At 74.7% G+C, this 15,553-nt stretch carries 15 protein-coding genes; 3 read left to right on the top strand and 12 right to left on the bottom strand.

Going from position 1 to position 15,553, the window contains the following annotated elements; genetic code table 11:
* Positions 1-23: 23 nt before the first annotated feature.
* Together ABGA99_RS18605 and ABGA99_RS18610 are read left to right on the top strand one after the other, a co-directional pair.
* Positions 24-500 carry a TM2 domain-containing protein gene (locus tag ABGA99_RS18605; protein ID WP_234380350.1) on the top strand — a complete coding sequence of 159 codons (477 nt, stop codon included), beginning with the start codon at positions 24-26 and terminating at the stop codon, positions 498-500.
* A 136-nt stretch (positions 501-636) separates the two neighbouring features.
* Positions 637-1,017, top strand: coding sequence for a DUF2752 domain-containing protein (locus ABGA99_RS18610; protein WP_347578626.1), 381 nt, complete (start codon positions 637-639; stop codon positions 1,015-1,017).
* Between the two features lie 34 nt (positions 1,018-1,051).
* Here ABGA99_RS18610 and ABGA99_RS18615 read toward each other — a convergent pair whose 3' ends face one another.
* The 5 genes from ABGA99_RS18615 to bldG form a co-directional block, all read right to left on the bottom strand.
* A complete protein-coding gene (locus ABGA99_RS18615) occupies positions 1,052-2,620 on the bottom strand; it encodes a methyltransferase (RefSeq protein WP_347578564.1) in 1,569 nt (522 codons plus the stop codon).
* A 57-nt stretch (positions 2,621-2,677) separates the two neighbouring features.
* On the bottom strand, positions 2,678-3,241 hold the full coding sequence (locus ABGA99_RS18620) for a small secreted protein (protein ID WP_347578563.1): 564 nt from the start codon (positions 3,239-3,241) through the stop codon (positions 2,678-2,680).
* Between the two features lie 217 nt (positions 3,242-3,458).
* Complete coding sequence (locus tag ABGA99_RS18625; protein WP_347578562.1) at positions 3,459-5,861, bottom strand: sodium-translocating pyrophosphatase; 2,403 nt, start codon at positions 5,859-5,861, stop codon at positions 3,459-3,461.
* Positions 5,862-6,550: 689 nt separating this feature from the next.
* Positions 6,551-7,027: an ATP-binding protein gene (locus tag ABGA99_RS18630; protein ID WP_347578561.1), complete on the bottom strand. Its 477-nt coding sequence runs from the start codon at positions 7,025-7,027 to the stop codon at positions 6,551-6,553.
* Between the two features lie 119 nt (positions 7,028-7,146).
* A complete protein-coding gene (bldG, locus tag ABGA99_RS18635) occupies positions 7,147-7,488 on the bottom strand; it encodes an anti-sigma factor antagonist BldG (RefSeq protein WP_018835875.1) in 342 nt (113 codons plus the stop codon).
* A gap of 158 nt (positions 7,489-7,646) precedes the next feature.
* On the opposite strand from bldG, the gene ABGA99_RS18640 reads away from it, so the two are divergent.
* On the top strand, positions 7,647-10,208 hold the full coding sequence (locus ABGA99_RS18640; RefSeq protein ID WP_347578560.1) for a DEAD/DEAH box helicase: 2,562 nt from the start codon (positions 7,647-7,649) through the stop codon (positions 10,206-10,208).
* Positions 10,209-10,284: 76 nt separating this feature from the next.
* Here the strand turns inward: ABGA99_RS18640 and ABGA99_RS18645 are convergent, their stop codons facing one another.
* The 7 genes from ABGA99_RS18645 to ABGA99_RS18675 form a co-directional block, all read right to left on the bottom strand.
* On the bottom strand, positions 10,285-11,271 hold the full coding sequence (locus ABGA99_RS18645; protein ID WP_347583029.1) for an aldo/keto reductase: 987 nt from the start codon (positions 11,269-11,271) through the stop codon (positions 10,285-10,287).
* A 52-nt stretch (positions 11,272-11,323) separates the two neighbouring features.
* Complete coding sequence (locus ABGA99_RS18650; protein WP_347578558.1) at positions 11,324-11,692, bottom strand: Rv3654c family TadE-like protein; 369 nt, start codon at positions 11,690-11,692, stop codon at positions 11,324-11,326.
* Entirely contained in the window at positions 11,670-12,086 is a 417-nt protein-coding gene (locus tag ABGA99_RS18655) for a TadE family type IV pilus minor pilin (protein ID WP_347578557.1), read from the bottom strand. Before ABGA99_RS18655 ends, ABGA99_RS18650 begins: the two co-directional genes overlap by 23 nt.
* Complete coding sequence (locus ABGA99_RS18660; RefSeq protein WP_347578556.1) at positions 12,028-12,165, bottom strand: DUF4244 domain-containing protein; 138 nt, start codon at positions 12,163-12,165, stop codon at positions 12,028-12,030. Before ABGA99_RS18660 ends, ABGA99_RS18655 begins: the two co-directional genes overlap by 59 nt.
* Positions 12,166-12,265: 100 nt before the next feature.
* Positions 12,266-13,069, bottom strand: a complete 804-nt coding sequence (locus ABGA99_RS18665; protein ID WP_347583030.1) for a type II secretion system F family protein — start codon at positions 13,067-13,069, stop codon at positions 12,266-12,268.
* Between the two features lie 22 nt (positions 13,070-13,091).
* Positions 13,092-13,946 carry a type II secretion system F family protein gene (locus ABGA99_RS18670; protein ID WP_347578554.1) on the bottom strand — a complete coding sequence of 285 codons (855 nt, stop codon included), beginning with the start codon at positions 13,944-13,946 and terminating at the stop codon, positions 13,092-13,094.
* Entirely contained in the window at positions 13,943-15,088 is a 1,146-nt protein-coding gene (locus ABGA99_RS18675) for a TadA family conjugal transfer-associated ATPase (protein WP_347578625.1), read from the bottom strand. The genes ABGA99_RS18670 and ABGA99_RS18675 overlap by 4 nt, the downstream gene beginning before the upstream one ends.
* Between the last annotated feature and the right edge of the window lie 465 nt (positions 15,089-15,553).

The following is a 15,553-nucleotide window of genomic DNA, read 5'->3' on the forward strand; positions in this document are numbered from 1 at the left end:
CATCCGACCGGGGGGACGTACCAGTGTCCGATCCGTATCAGAATCCTTATGGCCAGCAGCCCGGACAGCCGGGTCAGCCCGGGCAGCCGGGCCAGCAGCCGCAGCCGGGATACGGCTATCCGCAGTACGGCCAGCAGGACCCGAACCAGAACCCGTACGCGCAGCAGGCGGGCCAGCAGCCGGGATACGGCTACCCGGGTGGTCAGCCCGGCGGCCTCCCGCAGGCTCCGGCCGCGGCGGCGGGCTACGACCCGAACGCTCCGTACGGCTACGACCCGCACGGCCGTCCGTACTCGGACAAGTCCAAGATCGTCGCGGGCGTGCTGCAGCTCTTCATCGGCACGCTGGGCATCGGCCGCTTCTACACCGGGCACACCGGCATGGCCATCGCCCAGCTCCTCACCTGTGGCGGCGTGGGCATCTGGGCCCTCATCGACGGCATCATGATCCTCGTCAGTGACGACAAGACCGATGCCAAGGGCCGCGTCCTCCGCTCCTGACGCCGTCGGCCCTCCGGCGCCCCCAGGGCATCCGGACCCGCCGCCTCCCGTTTCCCCGCGACCGGAGACGGCGGGTACCGCGCGCCCGCGGCCGGCGGAGGGCGAACGGCGCGGGCGGGCGGGGCGCGTACGGCGTCTGCTGCGCCGGCCGGCCGCCGCGCCGCTCGCACTGGCGGCGGCGGGGGCCGTGGGCGCGGCGTACCTCCACGGCACGAACCCCCACGAGCCGGGGCACTGGCTGCCCCGCTGCCCGTTCAACTGGGCCACCGGCATGGACTGTCCCGCCTGCGGCGCTACCCGCATGGCGTACGACCTCCTCCACGGTGACCTCGGCTCCGCCTTCCACAGCAACGCCCTGATGCTGCTGCTCGGTCTGCCGTTCGCGGCGGTGCTCTACGGCCGCTGGCTGTACGAGGGCCTGCGCGGGCGCCGCTGGCGGCCGTCCTTCGGGCGGCTCGGCACGGCGGCGGTGCTGGGCGTGGCGCTGGTCTGGGCCGTGGTACGGAACGTGGCGTAACCCCGCCCCGGCGAGGGGCCCGGTCCGCGCGGACTCAGTCCGCCGGTGCCAGGAACCCCTGTTCCACCAGCAGCCTGATCATCTCCGGCGTACGGTCCCGCAGCGCCACCGGATCCGCCTCCAGAACCTGCGCGATGGCGTCCAGGATGACCCCCGCCGGCAGCGTGCCGTCGCACGCCCCGGCGAAGCCCGCGGAGACCGTGTCCACCCGCGTCGCCCGCCGCATCCCCCGCTCCCGGCGCAGCACCACGTGCTCCGGGTCCTCCTCACCCGGCCGGCCCACCTGCTCCTGCACCACGTCGTCCGCGAGCCGGAACGTCGTCGCGAGCAGCGCCGCGTCGTCCGTACGGCGCAGGAAGTCCTGCCGCGCGAAGTGCTCCACCACGGCCGCGCCGAGCGGCTGTTCGACGGCGTGCGGCCACTCCTCGACGGTGACCGCGGGATCCGCCGCGTCCGTGCGGCGCAGGCTGATCCAGCCGAAGCCGACCGCCCGGGTGCGGGTGGCGGCGAAGGCGTCGAGCCAGTCGTCGTAGTGGGCGGCGTAGGCCGCGGGGTCGGCGTGATCGCCCGCGTCGCGCAGCCAGAGCTCCGCGTACTGCGTGACGTCCTGCACCTCCCGCTGCACGATCCAGGCGTCGCAGCCGGGCGGCACCCAGCCGGCGACGCGCTCGCGCCAGTCCTCGTCCTCGACGTGCTGCCAGTTGGCGAGGAGCTGGCAGTAGCCGCCCACGGCGAGGTGTTCCGCGGCCCCGGCGACCAGCGTGCGGCACAGCTCGTCGCCGGCCATGCCGCCGTCGCGGTACGTCAGGCGGGCGGCGGGGGAGATGACGAACGGCGGGTTGGAGACGATCAGGTCGTAGCGCTCGCCGGCCACCGGCTCGAAGAGCGACCCGGGACGCAGGTCCGCGGCGGGCGCGCCGGAGAGGGCGAGCGTGAGCCGGGCGCAGTCGAGGGCGCGGGGGTTGAGGTCGGTGGCGGTGACGGTGCCGGCGCGGGCGGCGGCGTGCAGCGCCTGGATCCCCGAGCCGGTGCCGACGTCGAGCACGCGCCCGCCGTCGAGGGGCACGGTGAGCCCGGCGAGGGTGGTGGAGGCGCCGCCGACGCCGAGGACGAGATCCGCGCCGGACGCACCGGCTCCCCCGGCTCCGTACGCACCGGCCCGCCGTGCCCCCGCCGCGCCTCCCACCGCGCAGCCCAGATCCGAGACGATCCACCAGTCCTGCCCCTCGGGACCGCTGTACGGCCGGACGTCGACCACGGCCCGTACCGCCTCGCCGTCCTCCCGCACCCAGCCGTCGGTGAGGCACGCGGCCAGCGGCAGCACCGCCTCGGCGTGCGCCCGGGGGACCGCATACCGGAGGAGGAAGAGCCGGGTCAGGGTGGCGAGGGCCGGCGGTGTCCCGCCGGGCGGCCACCGGGTCGCCCGCTCGGCGGGGACGGTCTCGCTGCGGGCGAGGGCCGCGTACGCGGGGGCGCCCAGGAGATCGAGCAGGCCGTCGGCGGTGAAGCCCGCCGCCAGCAGCGCCGCGCGCAGTTCGGCGGCGCTGTCGGGGAAGGGGAAGTCGGGAAGGGGAAGATCGTCGGTCGCGCTCACGGGCACCATTGTGCTGCCGCCGCGGCCACCCTGCCGACCGGCCTGCCGACGGCCCGCCGCGGGTCCTTACGCCTCCTGCGACGGCTTGGCCTTCGACTTCTGGCAGCCCTCCTGCTCGGCCAGCGCCTGGCCGACCTCACCCGCCTGCAGCTTGTTCAGCGCTTCGTCACCGCTCTTGCTGATCTTGTCCGCCTCGCCCGCCAGCTCCCGCAGGCCCTCCGCGAACGCCGCCTGGTCCTTGGCGTCCAGGTCCTCCACCTGCTTCTGCAGGTCCGCGTACGCCGCCGCCACCTGCTGCAGCTCGGTCACGGCACCGCCGTGGGTGTTCTTGCCGTCGTCGACCGGCGGCGCGCCCACCTTGTTCACGGCCTTGCTCATGGCCGTGTACGCCTCGGAGATCTCGCCGAACGCCTGGGCGTCCGCCTCCTGCACCTTCCGCGGGTCCTTCTCCGTCGTCGCCTCGCTGATGGCGAGGTTGGCCTGGTCCCGCTTCTGCAACTCCGGCTGGATCCGGTCGCAGAGGGAGCCCGCCCACTTCTGGACCTCCGCACCGTTGTCCTCGCTGCAGCCGGCGGCCGCGAGCAGCGTGACGGCGGCACCGGCCAGGGCGGCGGCAAGCTTCTTGTTCACCGGATCATCCCTTCGAGACTGAGACACCCGGAACATACACCGGCACCCCGCCGGTACGACGAATCGTCGCGGCCGCACGCCGCGTCATGCACCATTTGCCACGACTGCCACGTCAGTCACAGCAGTCACAGCGGTCCCGCCGATAACCACCACACCCCGCCGGCCGGGAGCGGTGTCGCCTCCCGGCCGGCGGGGTGTGGTGCCGTAGCCCGAAGTCTCAGCCGTTGACCGGCGCCGGGTCGGTCGGCGATGTCGTCGACGGCCCGGTGGGCGCCGTGGCCTCCGGCTCCTCGTCACCGACCGCGATGCCGCGGCGCTTGGAGATGTACACGGCACCGGCGATGACCCCGATGGCCGCGAGGGCGATGACGGCCCGTACCCCGACGTTGGCGTCGTCGCCGTACGAGAACTTCACCACCGCCGGCGCGATCAGCAGCGCCACCAGGTTCATCACCTTGAGCAGCGGGTTGATCGCCGGGCCCGCGGTGTCCTTGAACGGGTCGCCGACCGTGTCGCCGATCACCGTGGCGGCGTGGGCCTCGCTGCCCTTGCCGCCGTGGTGGCCGTCCTCGACGAGCTTCTTGGCGTTGTCCCAGGCGCCGCCCGAGTTGGCCAGGAAGACCGCCATCAGCACGCCCGAGCCGATGGCGCCGGCGAGGAACGAGGCCAGCGCGCCGACGCCGAGCGTGAAGCCGACCGCGATCGGCGCCATGACGGCGAGCAGACCGGGCGTACGCAGCTCGCGCAGCGCGTCCCGGGTGCAGATGTCGACGACCTTGCCGTATTCCGGCTCCTCCGAGTAGTCCATGATCCCCGGGTGCTCGCGGAACTGCCGGCGCACCTCGAAGACCACCGCGCCCGCGGAGCGGGAGACGGCGTTGATCGCCAGTCCGGAGAAGAGGAAGACGACCGCCGCGCCGAGGATGAGGCCGACGAGGTTGTTCGGCTGCCCGATGTCCAGGCTGAGGGCCAGCGGGTTGCCGACGTTCGTCGCCTCCGCCACCGCTTCGTTGACCGCGTCGCGGTACGAGCCGAAGAGCGCCGCCGCCGCGAGCACCGCGGTGGCGATGGCGATGCCCTTGGTGATGGCCTTGGTGGTGTTGCCGACCGCGTCCAGGTTGGTGAGGACCTGGGCGCCGTCGCCCTCGACGTCGCCGGACATCTCGGCGATGCCCTGGGCGTTGTCGGAGACCGGGCCGAAGGTGTCCATCGCGACGATGACGCCGACCGTGGTCAGCAGGCCGGTGCCGGCCAGGGCGACCGCGAAGAGCGCCAGCATGATGGACGTACCGCCGAGCAGGAACGCGCCGTAGACACTGAGGCCGATGAGGACCGCGGTGTAGACGGCGGACTCCAGGCCGATGGAGATGCCCGCGAGCACCACCGTGGCCGGGCCGGTCAGCGAGGTCTTGCCGATGTCCTGGACGGGACGGCGGTTGGTCTCGGTGAAGTAGCCCGTGAGCTGCTGGATGACCGCCGCGAGCACGATGCCGATGGCGACCGCGATGAGCGCGAGCACCTGCGGGTTGCCGTCGTGCTCGGCGATGCCGGCGCCGACGCCGTCGAGGTCCGCGTACGACGAGGGGAGGTACGCGAAGACGGCGACGGCCACCATCACCAGAGAGATCACCGCGGAGATGAAGAAGCCGCGGTTGATGGCGGTCATGCCGCTGCGGTCGCTGGCCTTGGGCGCCACGACGAAGACGCCGATCATGGCGGTGACCACGCCGATCGCGGGGACGATCAGCGGGAAGGCCAGACCTGCGTCGCCGAGGGCGACCTTGCCCAGGATGAGCGCGGCGACCAGGGTGACGGCGTACGACTCGAAGAGGTCGGCCGCCATGCCGGCGCAGTCGCCGACGTTGTCGCCGACGTTGTCGGCGATGGTCGCGGCGTTGCGCGGGTCGTCCTCGGGGATGCCCTGCTCGACCTTGCCGACGAGGTCGGCGCCGACGTCGGCGGCCTTGGTGAAGATGCCGCCGCCGACACGCATGAACATCGCGATCAGCGCGGCGCCGAGGCCGAAGCCCTCCAGCACCTTGGGCGCGTCGGCCGCGTAGACGAGCACGACGCTGCAGGCGCCGAGCAGGCCGAGGCCGACGGTGAACATGCCGACGACGCCGCCGGTGCGGAACGCGAGCCTGGTCGCCTCGTGGCTCACGGCGGTGAGGTCCTTGGCGGGCTCGCCCTCGCGCGGGGTGGCGGCGCGCGCGGCGGCGGCCACGCGCACGTTGCTGCGGACCGCGAGCCACATGCCGATGTACCCGGTCGCGGCCGAGAAGGCGGCGCCGACCAGGAAGAAGATCGAGCGTCCGGCCCGCTCCGACCAGTCGTCCGCGGGCAACAGGAAGAGCAGGAAGAACACCACGACGGCGAAGATGCCGATCGTGCGCAACTGGCGGGCCAGATAGGCGTTTGCGCCTTCCTGTACCGCCGCCGCGATCTTCTTCATATTGTCCGTGCCCTCGCCGGCGGCGAGTACCTGACGGAGCAGCACCACTGCGACCGCGAGTGCGGCAAGCGCGACCACGGCGATGATCGCCACGATGGCCCGGTTGCCGCTGGTCAGTTCCACGGCCAGTAGGTGGTCCTGCTGTAGTGGGGTGAAATGCCCCGCCATTCGTCCTCCTTGACGTACGGCACATGGGCGCGCGGCAGCCCCGACTGCGGGTATGGGCGGTCGGGGTTTGGGCGGCCGCAGCGCTCAGGCGTCCTGAGCTGCAAGTTGTGGACGGATTGTAGGGAGCGGAACTAGATCAAAACAGAGCGTGCCCGGGGGAATTCGGCTCCGACGACGATCAATGCGGTGACGAGCGTCTGTCAATTCGCTCGAAAGAGGGATGCGGGAACGGCGGGGCAATGCCGGGAAAATGATCTCCGGGCCCCAGGAAAGCGCTGATCAGAAGCGGCTTGATCTTGAAATGCGCGGGTCAAGGGGTGGGTGGGGACGGGGCCGGGGACGGGGCCGGGGGCGGTGGTGGCGGGCGGATCGGCGGTTGGCCGGAGTTGATCGGCGCCGGGCAGGGGAAGCCGCAGGAAGACAGGGGTTTGCCATACGGCCCGGGGGGAAGCCCGGCGGCGGGGCGGCGGACCGGCCGTGGGCGGGGCGGGGCCGGGCGCAGGCGGGTCGGGTCGCGGGCGTACGGACCAGGTCATGCCCGGCGCGGACAGGAGGAGGGCCGGCCGCAGGCGCCTCAGGGCGCCGTACGGGCCTCGAAGCGGCGTACGCGCCTCAGAGCGCCGTACACGGAGGGGCCGCCCAGATGTGCGCCGGGACCGCCGTACGGCCCGCAGAGGGCCGTACGCGCGTCAGGAGCCCGCTGCTGCGGGGGCGGCCGGCCAGCTCATCCGGATCGTGCCGCCGGCCTCGCCCGCGGTGACCTCGACGTCGTCGACCAGCCCGCTGATGACCGCGAGGCCCATCTCGTCGTCCATGTCCGACTCGTCGCCGCCCGGTCCGCTCACTTTGCCGTCGCCGCCCGGGTCCGGGTGGGTCTCGGCGGTGCTGCGGGCGGCGGGCACATGGCCGGGGACCGTCGGCGCGTCGTCGCCGACCTCGATGGAGAACTTCTTCTCCTCCTCGGTGAGCACCACCCGCACCGGACCCGACAGCCCGTTGTGCTGGTGCAGCCCCACGGCGCGCAGGCAGGCCTCGCCCACGGCCAGACGCACCTCGTCGAGCACCGCCTCGTCCACACCCGCCCGACGCGCGACCGCAGCCGCCACCAGGCGGGCCGTGCGGACGTGCTCGGGAAGAGCACTGAAGCGCAATTCAACGGTGGGCATGCCATCCCCTTCACGTCATCCCACGCCGTCCCGTACGCCACGGGACGCATCCGTACCGGAGCCAGCCGCGGAGGGACCCGGCGCGCGGCCCGGTCCCTCCGCCTGTGTGGCGTCCTGTGTCAGTCCTTCGCGGCGACGGCTTCGTCGACCGAGGTGTGGATGGGGAACACCTTGGTCAGGCCCGTGATACGGAAGATCTTCAGAATGCGCTCCTGGTTGCAGACTAGGCGTAGCGAGCCCTCGTGGGCCCGGACCCGCTTCAGTCCGCCGACGAGGACACCCAGGCCGGTGGAGTCGAGGAAGTCGACCCGCTCCATGTCGACGACCAGGTGGTAGCTGCCGTCGTTGACCAGCTCGACCAACTGCTCGCGCAGCTTGGGGGCGGTATACACATCGATCTCGCCACCGACTTCGACGACCGTGCGGTCGCCCACGGTACGCGTCGACAGGGACAGGTCCACGGATCCTCCAGCACCTTTCAGCGAGCGGCTGCCCCGGGCGTCCCCCGCCGTCCGGCCGGAGACGGATCGGCATCCGCCATGGCATTCAATCACTTACCCCCGGGCGTGCACGACGCCTTGGGGGCATTGTCCGTCGCATCGGTGACACACTCGTGCCGATGGACGCGAACGAGTGGAGGGACGCGAACGAGCCCGGGGCACCCCCCACGACCGCCGGCACCCGGCCGGGGCGCGTGCCCGGCGCGCGGTCCGGCGCACCGCACGTCACACCGGCAGGACCGCCCGATGGCGCACTGCCCGGCGCGGCGGACCACACGGCGGCTGAAAGCGCCGCGACCGGTCCGGCGCATGTCACGCCCCGCACCGCGCTGCACCGGCTCGCCGCCCGGGAGGACCGCGCCGCTCGCATCACTCATACGGAGCACCTGCCCCCGCGCGCCGCGCGCCATGCCGATTGGCCTGCGGGCATCCGTCCCGAAGTGGTCGCCGCCATCCGGGTCGCCGGGATCGAGCGGCCGTGGGCGCACCAGGCGCGGATGGCCGCGCACGCACTCGCGGGCGACTCGGTGATCGCCGCCACGGGCACGGCGTCGGGCAAGTCCCTGGCGTATCTGGCGCCCGTGCTCAGTGCGGCGCTCGACGGCTCCGAGGCCCCCAACGGGCGGGGCGCGACGGCCCTGTACGTGGCGCCGACGAAGGCGCTGGCCGCCGACCAGCTTCGCGCGGTCAAGGCGCTGGCCGCCCCCCTCGGCAAGGCCGTGCGCCCGGCCGTCTACGACGGTGACACGCCCACCGAGGAACGCGAGTGGGTGCGCCTTTACGCCAACCTCGTCCTCACCAACCCCGACATGCTGCACCGCGGCATACTCCCGGCCCACTCCCGCTGGTCCTCCTTCCTGCGCGCCCTGCGCTACGTCGTCATCGACGAGTGCCACACCTACCGCGGCGTCTTCGGCTCCCACGTCGCCCAGGTCGTACGGCGGCTGCGGCGGCTCTGCGCCCGCTACGGCGCGGACCCGGTGTTCCTCCTCGCCTCCGCCACGGCGGCCGATCCCGGCCGGTCGGCGGAACGGCTGACGGGCCGGGCCGTGGCGGAGGTCACGGACGACGCGTCACCGCGGGGTGAGGTCGCGTTCGCGCTGTGGGAGCCGCCGCTGACGGAGCTGCACGGCGAGCGGGGCGCGCCGGTGCGGCGCACCGCCACGGCGGAGTGCGCGGAGCTGCTGACGGATCTGGCGGTCGCGGACGTACGGACCGTCGCCTTCGTCCGCTCCCGGCGCGGCGCGGAGCTGGTCGCGATGATCGCCCAGGACCGGCTGGCGGCCGTCGACCGGGCGCTGGCCGACCGGGTCGCCGCCTACCGGGGCGGCTATCTGGCGGACGAGCGGCGGGCCCTGGAGGCCGCGCTGCAGTCCGGCGAGCTGCTGGGGCTGGCCGCGACCTCCGCGCTGGAGCTGGGCGTGGACGTCTCGGGCCTGGACGCCGTGCTGATCGCCGGCTACCCCGGCACCCGGGCCTCGCTCTGGCAGCAGGCCGGGCGCGCCGGCCGGTCCGGGCAGGGCGCGCTGGCGGTGCTGGTAGCGCGGGACGACCCGCTGGACACGTACCTGGTGCACCACCCGGAGGCGCTCTTCCGCCGCCCGGTGGAGTCCACGGTGCTGGATCCGGACAACCCCTACGTGCTCGCACCGCACCTGTGCGCCGCCGCCGCGGAACTGCCGCTGACCGACGCCGATTTCACCGGCGGTACCGCGTGCTTCGGCGCCGAGGCCGCCGGGCTGCTGCCGCAGCTCGCCGACCGCGGGCTGCTGCGCCGCCGCGGCACCGGTCCCGGAGCCGCCTGGCACTGGACCCGGCGGGAACGCGCCTGCGACCTCACCGACATCCGCGGCGGAGGCGGCCGCCCCGTCGACGTCGTCGAGGACGGCACCGGCCGGCTGCTCGGCACCGTCGACGCCGCGGCCTCCCACACCACCGTCCACGAGGGCGCCGTCCACCTCCACCAGGGCCGCACCTATGTGGTCCGCACCCTGGACCTGGAGGACAACGTGGCGCTCGTGGAACGCGCCGACCCCCCGTACACCACCGTCGCCCGCGACACCACCTCCGTCTCCGTGCTGGAGACCGAGCGCGAGATCCCGTGGGGCGACGCCCGGCTGTGCTTCGGATCGGTCGAAGTCACCAACCACGTGGTCTCCTTCCTGCGCCGCCGGCTGATCACCGGCGAGATCATGGGCGAGACGAAGCTCGACCTGCCGCCGCGGACGCTGCGCACCCGCGCCGTCTGGTGGACCGTCACCGACGGCCAACTGGACGCGGCGGACATCGCCCAGGACCAGTTGGGCGGCGCCCTGCACGCGGCGGAGCACGCCGCCATCGGCATGCTGCCGCTCTTCGCCACGTGCGACCGCTGGGACATCGGCGGCGTCTCCGTATCCCTGCACGGGGACACCCTGCTGCCGACCGTCTTCGTCTACGACGGCCACCCCGGCGGCGCGGGCTTCGCCGAACGCGCCTTCGGTGTCGCCCACGACTGGCTCGGCGCCACCCGCGCGGCCATCGCCGCCTGCGAGTGCGACACCGGCTGCCCGTCCTGCGTCCAGTCCCCGAAGTGCGGCAACGGGAACGACCCGCTGGACAAGGCGGCGGCGGTACGCCTGCTGACGACGCTGCTGCGGCACGCCGACTCCCCGGCGACCGAGGCCGCCCACGAGGGCTGACGGACGACGACGAACCGAAGCGAAGCGACCCGTCCGTCCGGCCTCCGCACGCGGCAGCCTCCCGCCCCGCCGAAACTCAGCCGGCGGCGTCGAGGCGGACCCGCTGGTCCTCCGTCAGCTCCAGGTCCACCGCGGCCAGGCTCTCGTCCAGTTGCGCCACGGACGAGGCGCCGACCAGCGGTATCACCGGCACCTCGCCGCCTATGAGCCAGGACAGCACCACCTGGTTGACCGTCGCCCCGGTCTCCTTCGCCACCGCACGCAGCGCCTCCAGCCGTGCCGGTGTCCCCGGGTGGTCCAGCTCGTGTCCGAGCGGCTTGTCCGCGCGGACGTAGCCGCCGGCGAGCAGCGGCGAGTACGCGACGAGCGCGAGCCCGGGGTTGTGGCGCAGGTAGCTGAGCATCGCCCCGTCCACGCCGCCCGGGGACCCGTCCGGGTCGAGTTCGCTGGGGCGGTCGGTGCGCCGGCGCAGGTAGGTGTGGTGGTACTGCAGCAGCTCGTATCCGGCGAGGCCGGAGGCCGCCGCGTGGGCACGGGCCCGCTCCACCCGCCAGACCCACTGGTTGCTCACGCCGAGCAGCCCGACGGAGCCCTCCCCGACGAGCGCCCCGAACGCCTCGACGGTCTCCTCCTGCGGGACGGTCATGTCGTCGATGTGCGCGTACAGGATGTCCAGCTTCTCCACCCCGAGCCGCTGCCGGCTCTCCTCGGCGGACTGCCGGATCACTTTCGCCGACAGGCCCTCGGCGTTGTCGACGTACGAGGTGCCGGGAGCGAGCGGCCGGGCACCGAGCTTGGTCGCGATGACCACCTCGCCCCCGATCCCCCGGCTGCGCCGCCACCGCCCGAGCAGGCTCTCGCTCTGGCCGCCCTGCGAACCGTCCGCCCAGAACGCGTAGTTGTCGGAGGTGTCGACGAAGGTGCCGCCGGCTTCGACGTAGCGGTCGAGGATCGCGAACGAGGTCTCCTCGTCGGTCAGGGAGCCGAACAGCATGGCCCCCAGGCTGAGCACGCTGACCTCGCGCCGGTTCTGCGGATCGGCACCGATCGTGCGGTACTTCATGCGGAGTCCTTTCGTATGTCTGCCAGCGGGAGTCTGAAGGCTGGAGCGCGCTCTACCGCAAGCCCGGCGCGGGTTCGGACGGGGACGGCGGGCCGGCGCGGGAGCGGACGTCGGCGGTGAAGCGGCCGGTACGCGCCGACGCCACCACGTCCGCGACCTCCCCGGACACGGCGCACCGCAGCAGGCGGGCCCCCTGCGCCGCCGCCACCCGGCGGGCCGCGGCACAGGCCGCCGCCTCGCCGAGCAGCGCCCGGTCCGCCGCCGCCAGCGCCGCCAGGTCGGCGGCCCCACCGGCACGGTGGCGGGAGTGCACCGCCTGCCCGAGGGCCAGCGCGGCGGCGAACACCGCGCACAGTGCGAAGCACGCCAGCGCCGACCACACCGTCGCCGCGCCCCGGTCATCGAACGGCCTCTTCCGCAAGGGCGACCGCCTCCCCTCCGAGGTCGAGGGAGAGCGACCCCGGCCCGGGGGCCGCCGCCCGCACCCGTACGCGCACCAGATCGCCGTCCCTCGCCACCGCCACGTCCGCCCCGCGAGGGGCCGCCGCCAGTGCCGCCCCGCGTACGTCGTCCGCGGGCTCACCCCGGGCTGCGGCCCGTGCCCCCGCGCGGGCGGCGTCCACGCACTGGATCTGCGCGGCGGCGGCCATCAACGCCCAGACCAGCCCGAGGGCGAGGAACACAAGCGCCGGAACGGCCACCGCGGCCTCCGCGGTGACGACCCCCGCGTCCGTCCGCGCCGCGGGGTCGCCCGGCTCAGAACGGGACGTCCAGCGCGCGTTCCACCACCGCCTGCAGCGCACCGCTGACCGCATCGCTCGTCACCACCTTGTACAAGATCGCCGCGAACGCGACCGCGGCGATCGTGCCGACCGCGTACTCGGACGTCGTCATCCCCGCGTCCCCGCCGAGCCTCCGCGCGCACGCGCGCACCCTTCGGACGAACCTGCCAGCCATCTCGACCCCCGTGTCTCCGTGTCCGTTTCCGTGTCCGTCATCCACTGCCGCCCAGCAACTGCGTCGCCAGGCCCATCACCACCGGTGCCACCCCGATCGCCAGGAACGCGGGCAGGAAGCACAGCCCCAGCGGGCCCGCCACCTTGACGCCCGCCCGGCGGGCGCGGGCCGCGGCGGCGCGTGTCTCCTCCGCCCGGCACCCGGCGGCCAGCCGGGAGACCGCGTCGACCACCGGTACGCCCGTGTGGTCCGCCTGCTCCAGCCAGCCGGCCAGCCGTGCCGCGCCCGGGAGTTCCGCGAGAGGCGCCCAGGCCGCGCGCGGGGCGGCGCCGAGGCGTAGCTCCGCCGCGCCCTGCGCCAGCCGTGAGCCGACCGGGCCGCCCAGCGAGCGGCCCACCTCCGCGGCGGCCTCCCGCGGGCCCGCGCCGGCCGCGAGGCAGGCGGCGAGGAGGTCGGCGGCCAGGGCGAGGTCGGGGGCGGTCCGTATGCCGGCGTCGCGGCGTGCGACGGTGGCCGTGCGGCGCTGCCACCGCCGTATGCCGTACGCGGCGGCGAGTCCCGCCACCGCGCCGACCGCCCCGCCGACGAAGATGAGCACCGCGGCCCCCGCGAGCAGCCCCGGCCCCCACCGCACCACCGCCCCCCGGAGGCGCACCGCGGCCCTCTGCCCCCCGGCGTCGAGCCGCCGACCGGGCGGCTCCGGGCGTACGGGCGGCTCCGGGCGTACGGGCGGTGCCACGGGGCCCATCACGATGGGGAGCCGGCGTCGCGAGCAGCGTGCGCGCCAGGACACGAGGGCCGCGTCCGCCGCGCAGTACGCGGCTGCCAGCACGGAAAACATTGTCCACAGGCTGTGGATGAACTCAGCCCGCATGCGCACCTCGCACGATCCGGCCCACCCAGGCCAGCCCCGCCCACTCCAGCAGACCGCCCGCCACCAGGCAGACCAGCCCCGCGGGCGTGTGCAGCAGCACCCGCAGCGGCGCGGCGCCGAGCGCCGAACCCATCAGCAGCCCGAAGCCGGGCAGCAGGGCCAGCAGCAGCGCCGTCGCCCGCGGGCCCGCCAACTGGGCCTGCAACTCATCCCGTTCGTCCCGCTCCGCGCGCAGCGCCGCCGCCACCCGGTCCAGCCCGTCCGCGAGTCCGGCGCCGCCGCCCGCGGCCACCTGCCAGCACGCGGCGACGCCCGCCAGCCCCTGCGCCCCGGGGACACCGGCCGCCGACCGCAGCGCGCCCGGCACGTCGCCGCCGAACCGCGCGGCGGCCAGCACCTCCGGACCGCCCGCGGGGCCACCGGGCGCCGCGGCGAGCAGCGCCTCGGCCGGCTGCCGCCCGGCCCGCAGACCGCCCGCCACCGCCGCGCACAGCTCGATCACCGCCGCCGCCCGGACCGCCTCCGCAGCGCGCCGCTCCCGGCCGCGCATCCGCCGGACGAGCGGCACCGCCACCACCCCCGCGAGCAACGGCAGCCACGACGCACCCAGCAGCGCCACCGCACCGCCGGCCGGCAGGCACCACCACTCGCGCCGCCCGCCCCATGTCCGTACAACCGCGGCCACCCGCCGCCGGGGCCCCGGCCGCGCCGCGCTGTCCGGCGACCCCAGCAACGCCCGAGCCCGGCGCAGCGCGGGCCTCCGCCCGCCGGCCAGCACCACGGCCGCCCCCGCGCACAACGCCGCCCCGCACACCGGCGCCACCGCCGTGGCCTGCCCGCTCACACCGCACCCCCGCCCCGCGCCAACAGCCGCTCCAGCCGCGGCCATCCCGCCCGCCGCGCGAACCCGTCAGGCGCCCACACCGCCGCGGGCACCGCCGTCACCAGCCCGCCGCCGTCCCGCTCCAGCACGTGCACCTCCGCGATCCGCCGCCGCCCCCGCCGGTCGCGCACCAGATGCAGCAGCACCGACACCCCCGCGGCCAACTGGCTGTGCAGAGCGGGCCGGTCGAGTCCCGCCACGGCACCCAGCGCCTCCAGCCGCGCGGGCACGTCACCCGCCGCGTTCGCATGGACGGTGCCCGAGCCGCCTTCGTGGCCGGTGTTCAGGGCAGCAAGGAGGTCGACGACCTCGCCGCCCCGCACCTCGCCCACGACCAGCCGGTCCGGACGCATCCGCAGTGCCTGCCGCACGAGGTCCTGCAACGCCACCTCGCCGACACCCTCCTGGTTCGCGGGCCGGGCTTCGAGGCGTACGACATGGGGGTGATCCGGTCGCAACTCCGCCGACTCCTCCGCCAGCACGATCCGCTCGTCCCGCCGCACCAGCGACAGCAGCGCACTCAGCAACGTCGTCTTACCGCTGCCCGTACCGCCGCTCACCAGGAACGACAGCCGGGCGTCGAGGAGTCCGCGCAACAGTCCCCCGCCGCCCGGCGGCACCGTGCCGGCGGCGGCCAGCTCGTCGAGGCTGAACGCCCGCCGCCGCACCACCCGCAGCGACAGACAGGCCGAACCCACGGCCACCGGCGGCAGGACCGCGTGCAGCCGCGTGCCGTCGGGCAACCGGGCGTCGACCCAGGGGCGGGCGTCGTCGAGCCGCCGCCCGGCGACCGCGGCAAGGCGCTGTGCCAGGCGCCGTACGGCACCGGCGTCCGCGAACCGCACCTCGACCCGCTCCAGGCCGCACCCCCGGTCCACCCACACCTCGTCCGGTGCGGTGACGAGCACGTCGGTGACGTCCGGCTGGGCCAGCAGCGGCTCCAGCGGCCCGCTGCCGACCATCTCCGAACGCAGGGCGCCCACGATGGCCAGCACCTCGGTGTCGCCGAGCAGCCGGCCCTCCCGCCGCAGCGCGGCGGCCACCCCGGCGGGCGTCGGCTCCCCGCCGCTCTCCGCCAACCGCCGACGCACGGCCTCCACCAACTGCCCCGACACAGCAGGGGTTTCCCCCTCGCCGCCGCCGGGACGCCGGAGCGAGCGCGCATACTCCGGTGCGGGTCCGTGCGGTTCTGCATCGCGGACAACCACGTGATCCGTCCCGGCAACGGCGGCCGCACATTCAGGACTCCAGCCCTCCTGCGGGCCGTTGCCCTCGGAAGCCACGAGCGCCGGACCGCGCGAGCCGTATCCCCACCGGGTCGGCCCCGGCCGCGCCTCGCTCTCACGAGCCGTACGAGCCGAAGCAGTTGCCGCCGCCGATCCCTCGCGACCCGAGCCGTACACCGCCGGCAGCGAGCCCGGCCGCACCTCGCGCCCAGGCGCCGCTAGAACCGCGCCCGCCGGCCCCGGGGCGTCCTGACCGCACTCCGGCAAGGCCGGCTCCGGCTCGCCATCGCCCGCACGGCCCGTAGGGGACACGGCGGTTGCCGCCGCTTCCGCACCGCCCCG

Origin of the sequence: Streptomyces sp. B5E4, assembly GCF_039871555.1 — a bacterium.
Taxonomy (GTDB): domain Bacteria; phylum Actinomycetota; class Actinomycetes; order Streptomycetales; family Streptomycetaceae; genus Streptomyces.

Bases quoted from the DNA above. Each gene is read 5' to 3' on its own strand.
- ABGA99_RS18615 (WP_347578564.1), bottom strand. From the start codon at position 2,620: ATGGTGCCCGTGAGCGCGACCGACGATCTTCCCCTTCCCGACTTCCCC.
- ABGA99_RS18625 (WP_347578562.1), bottom strand. From the start codon at position 5,861: ATGGCGGGGCATTTCACCCCACTACAGCAGGACCACCTACTGGCCGTG.
- ABGA99_RS18630 (WP_347578561.1), bottom strand. From the start codon at position 7,027: ATGCCCACCGTTGAATTGCGCTTCAGTGCTCTTCCCGAGCACGTCCGC.
- ABGA99_RS18640 (WP_347578560.1), top strand. From the start codon at position 7,647: ATGGACGCGAACGAGTGGAGGGACGCGAACGAGCCCGGGGCACCCCCC.
- ABGA99_RS18645 (WP_347583029.1), bottom strand. From the start codon at position 11,271: ATGAAGTACCGCACGATCGGTGCCGATCCGCAGAACCGGCGCGAGGTC.
- ABGA99_RS18655 (WP_347578557.1), bottom strand. From the start codon at position 12,086: ATGCGGTCAGCGGTGCGCTGCAGGCGGTGGTGGAACGCGCGCTGGACG.
- ABGA99_RS18660 (WP_347578556.1), bottom strand. From the start codon at position 12,165: ATGACGACGTCCGAGTACGCGGTCGGCACGATCGCCGCGGTCGCGTTC.
- ABGA99_RS18665 (WP_347583030.1), bottom strand. From the start codon at position 13,069: ATGTTTTCCGTGCTGGCAGCCGCGTACTGCGCGGCGGACGCGGCCCTC.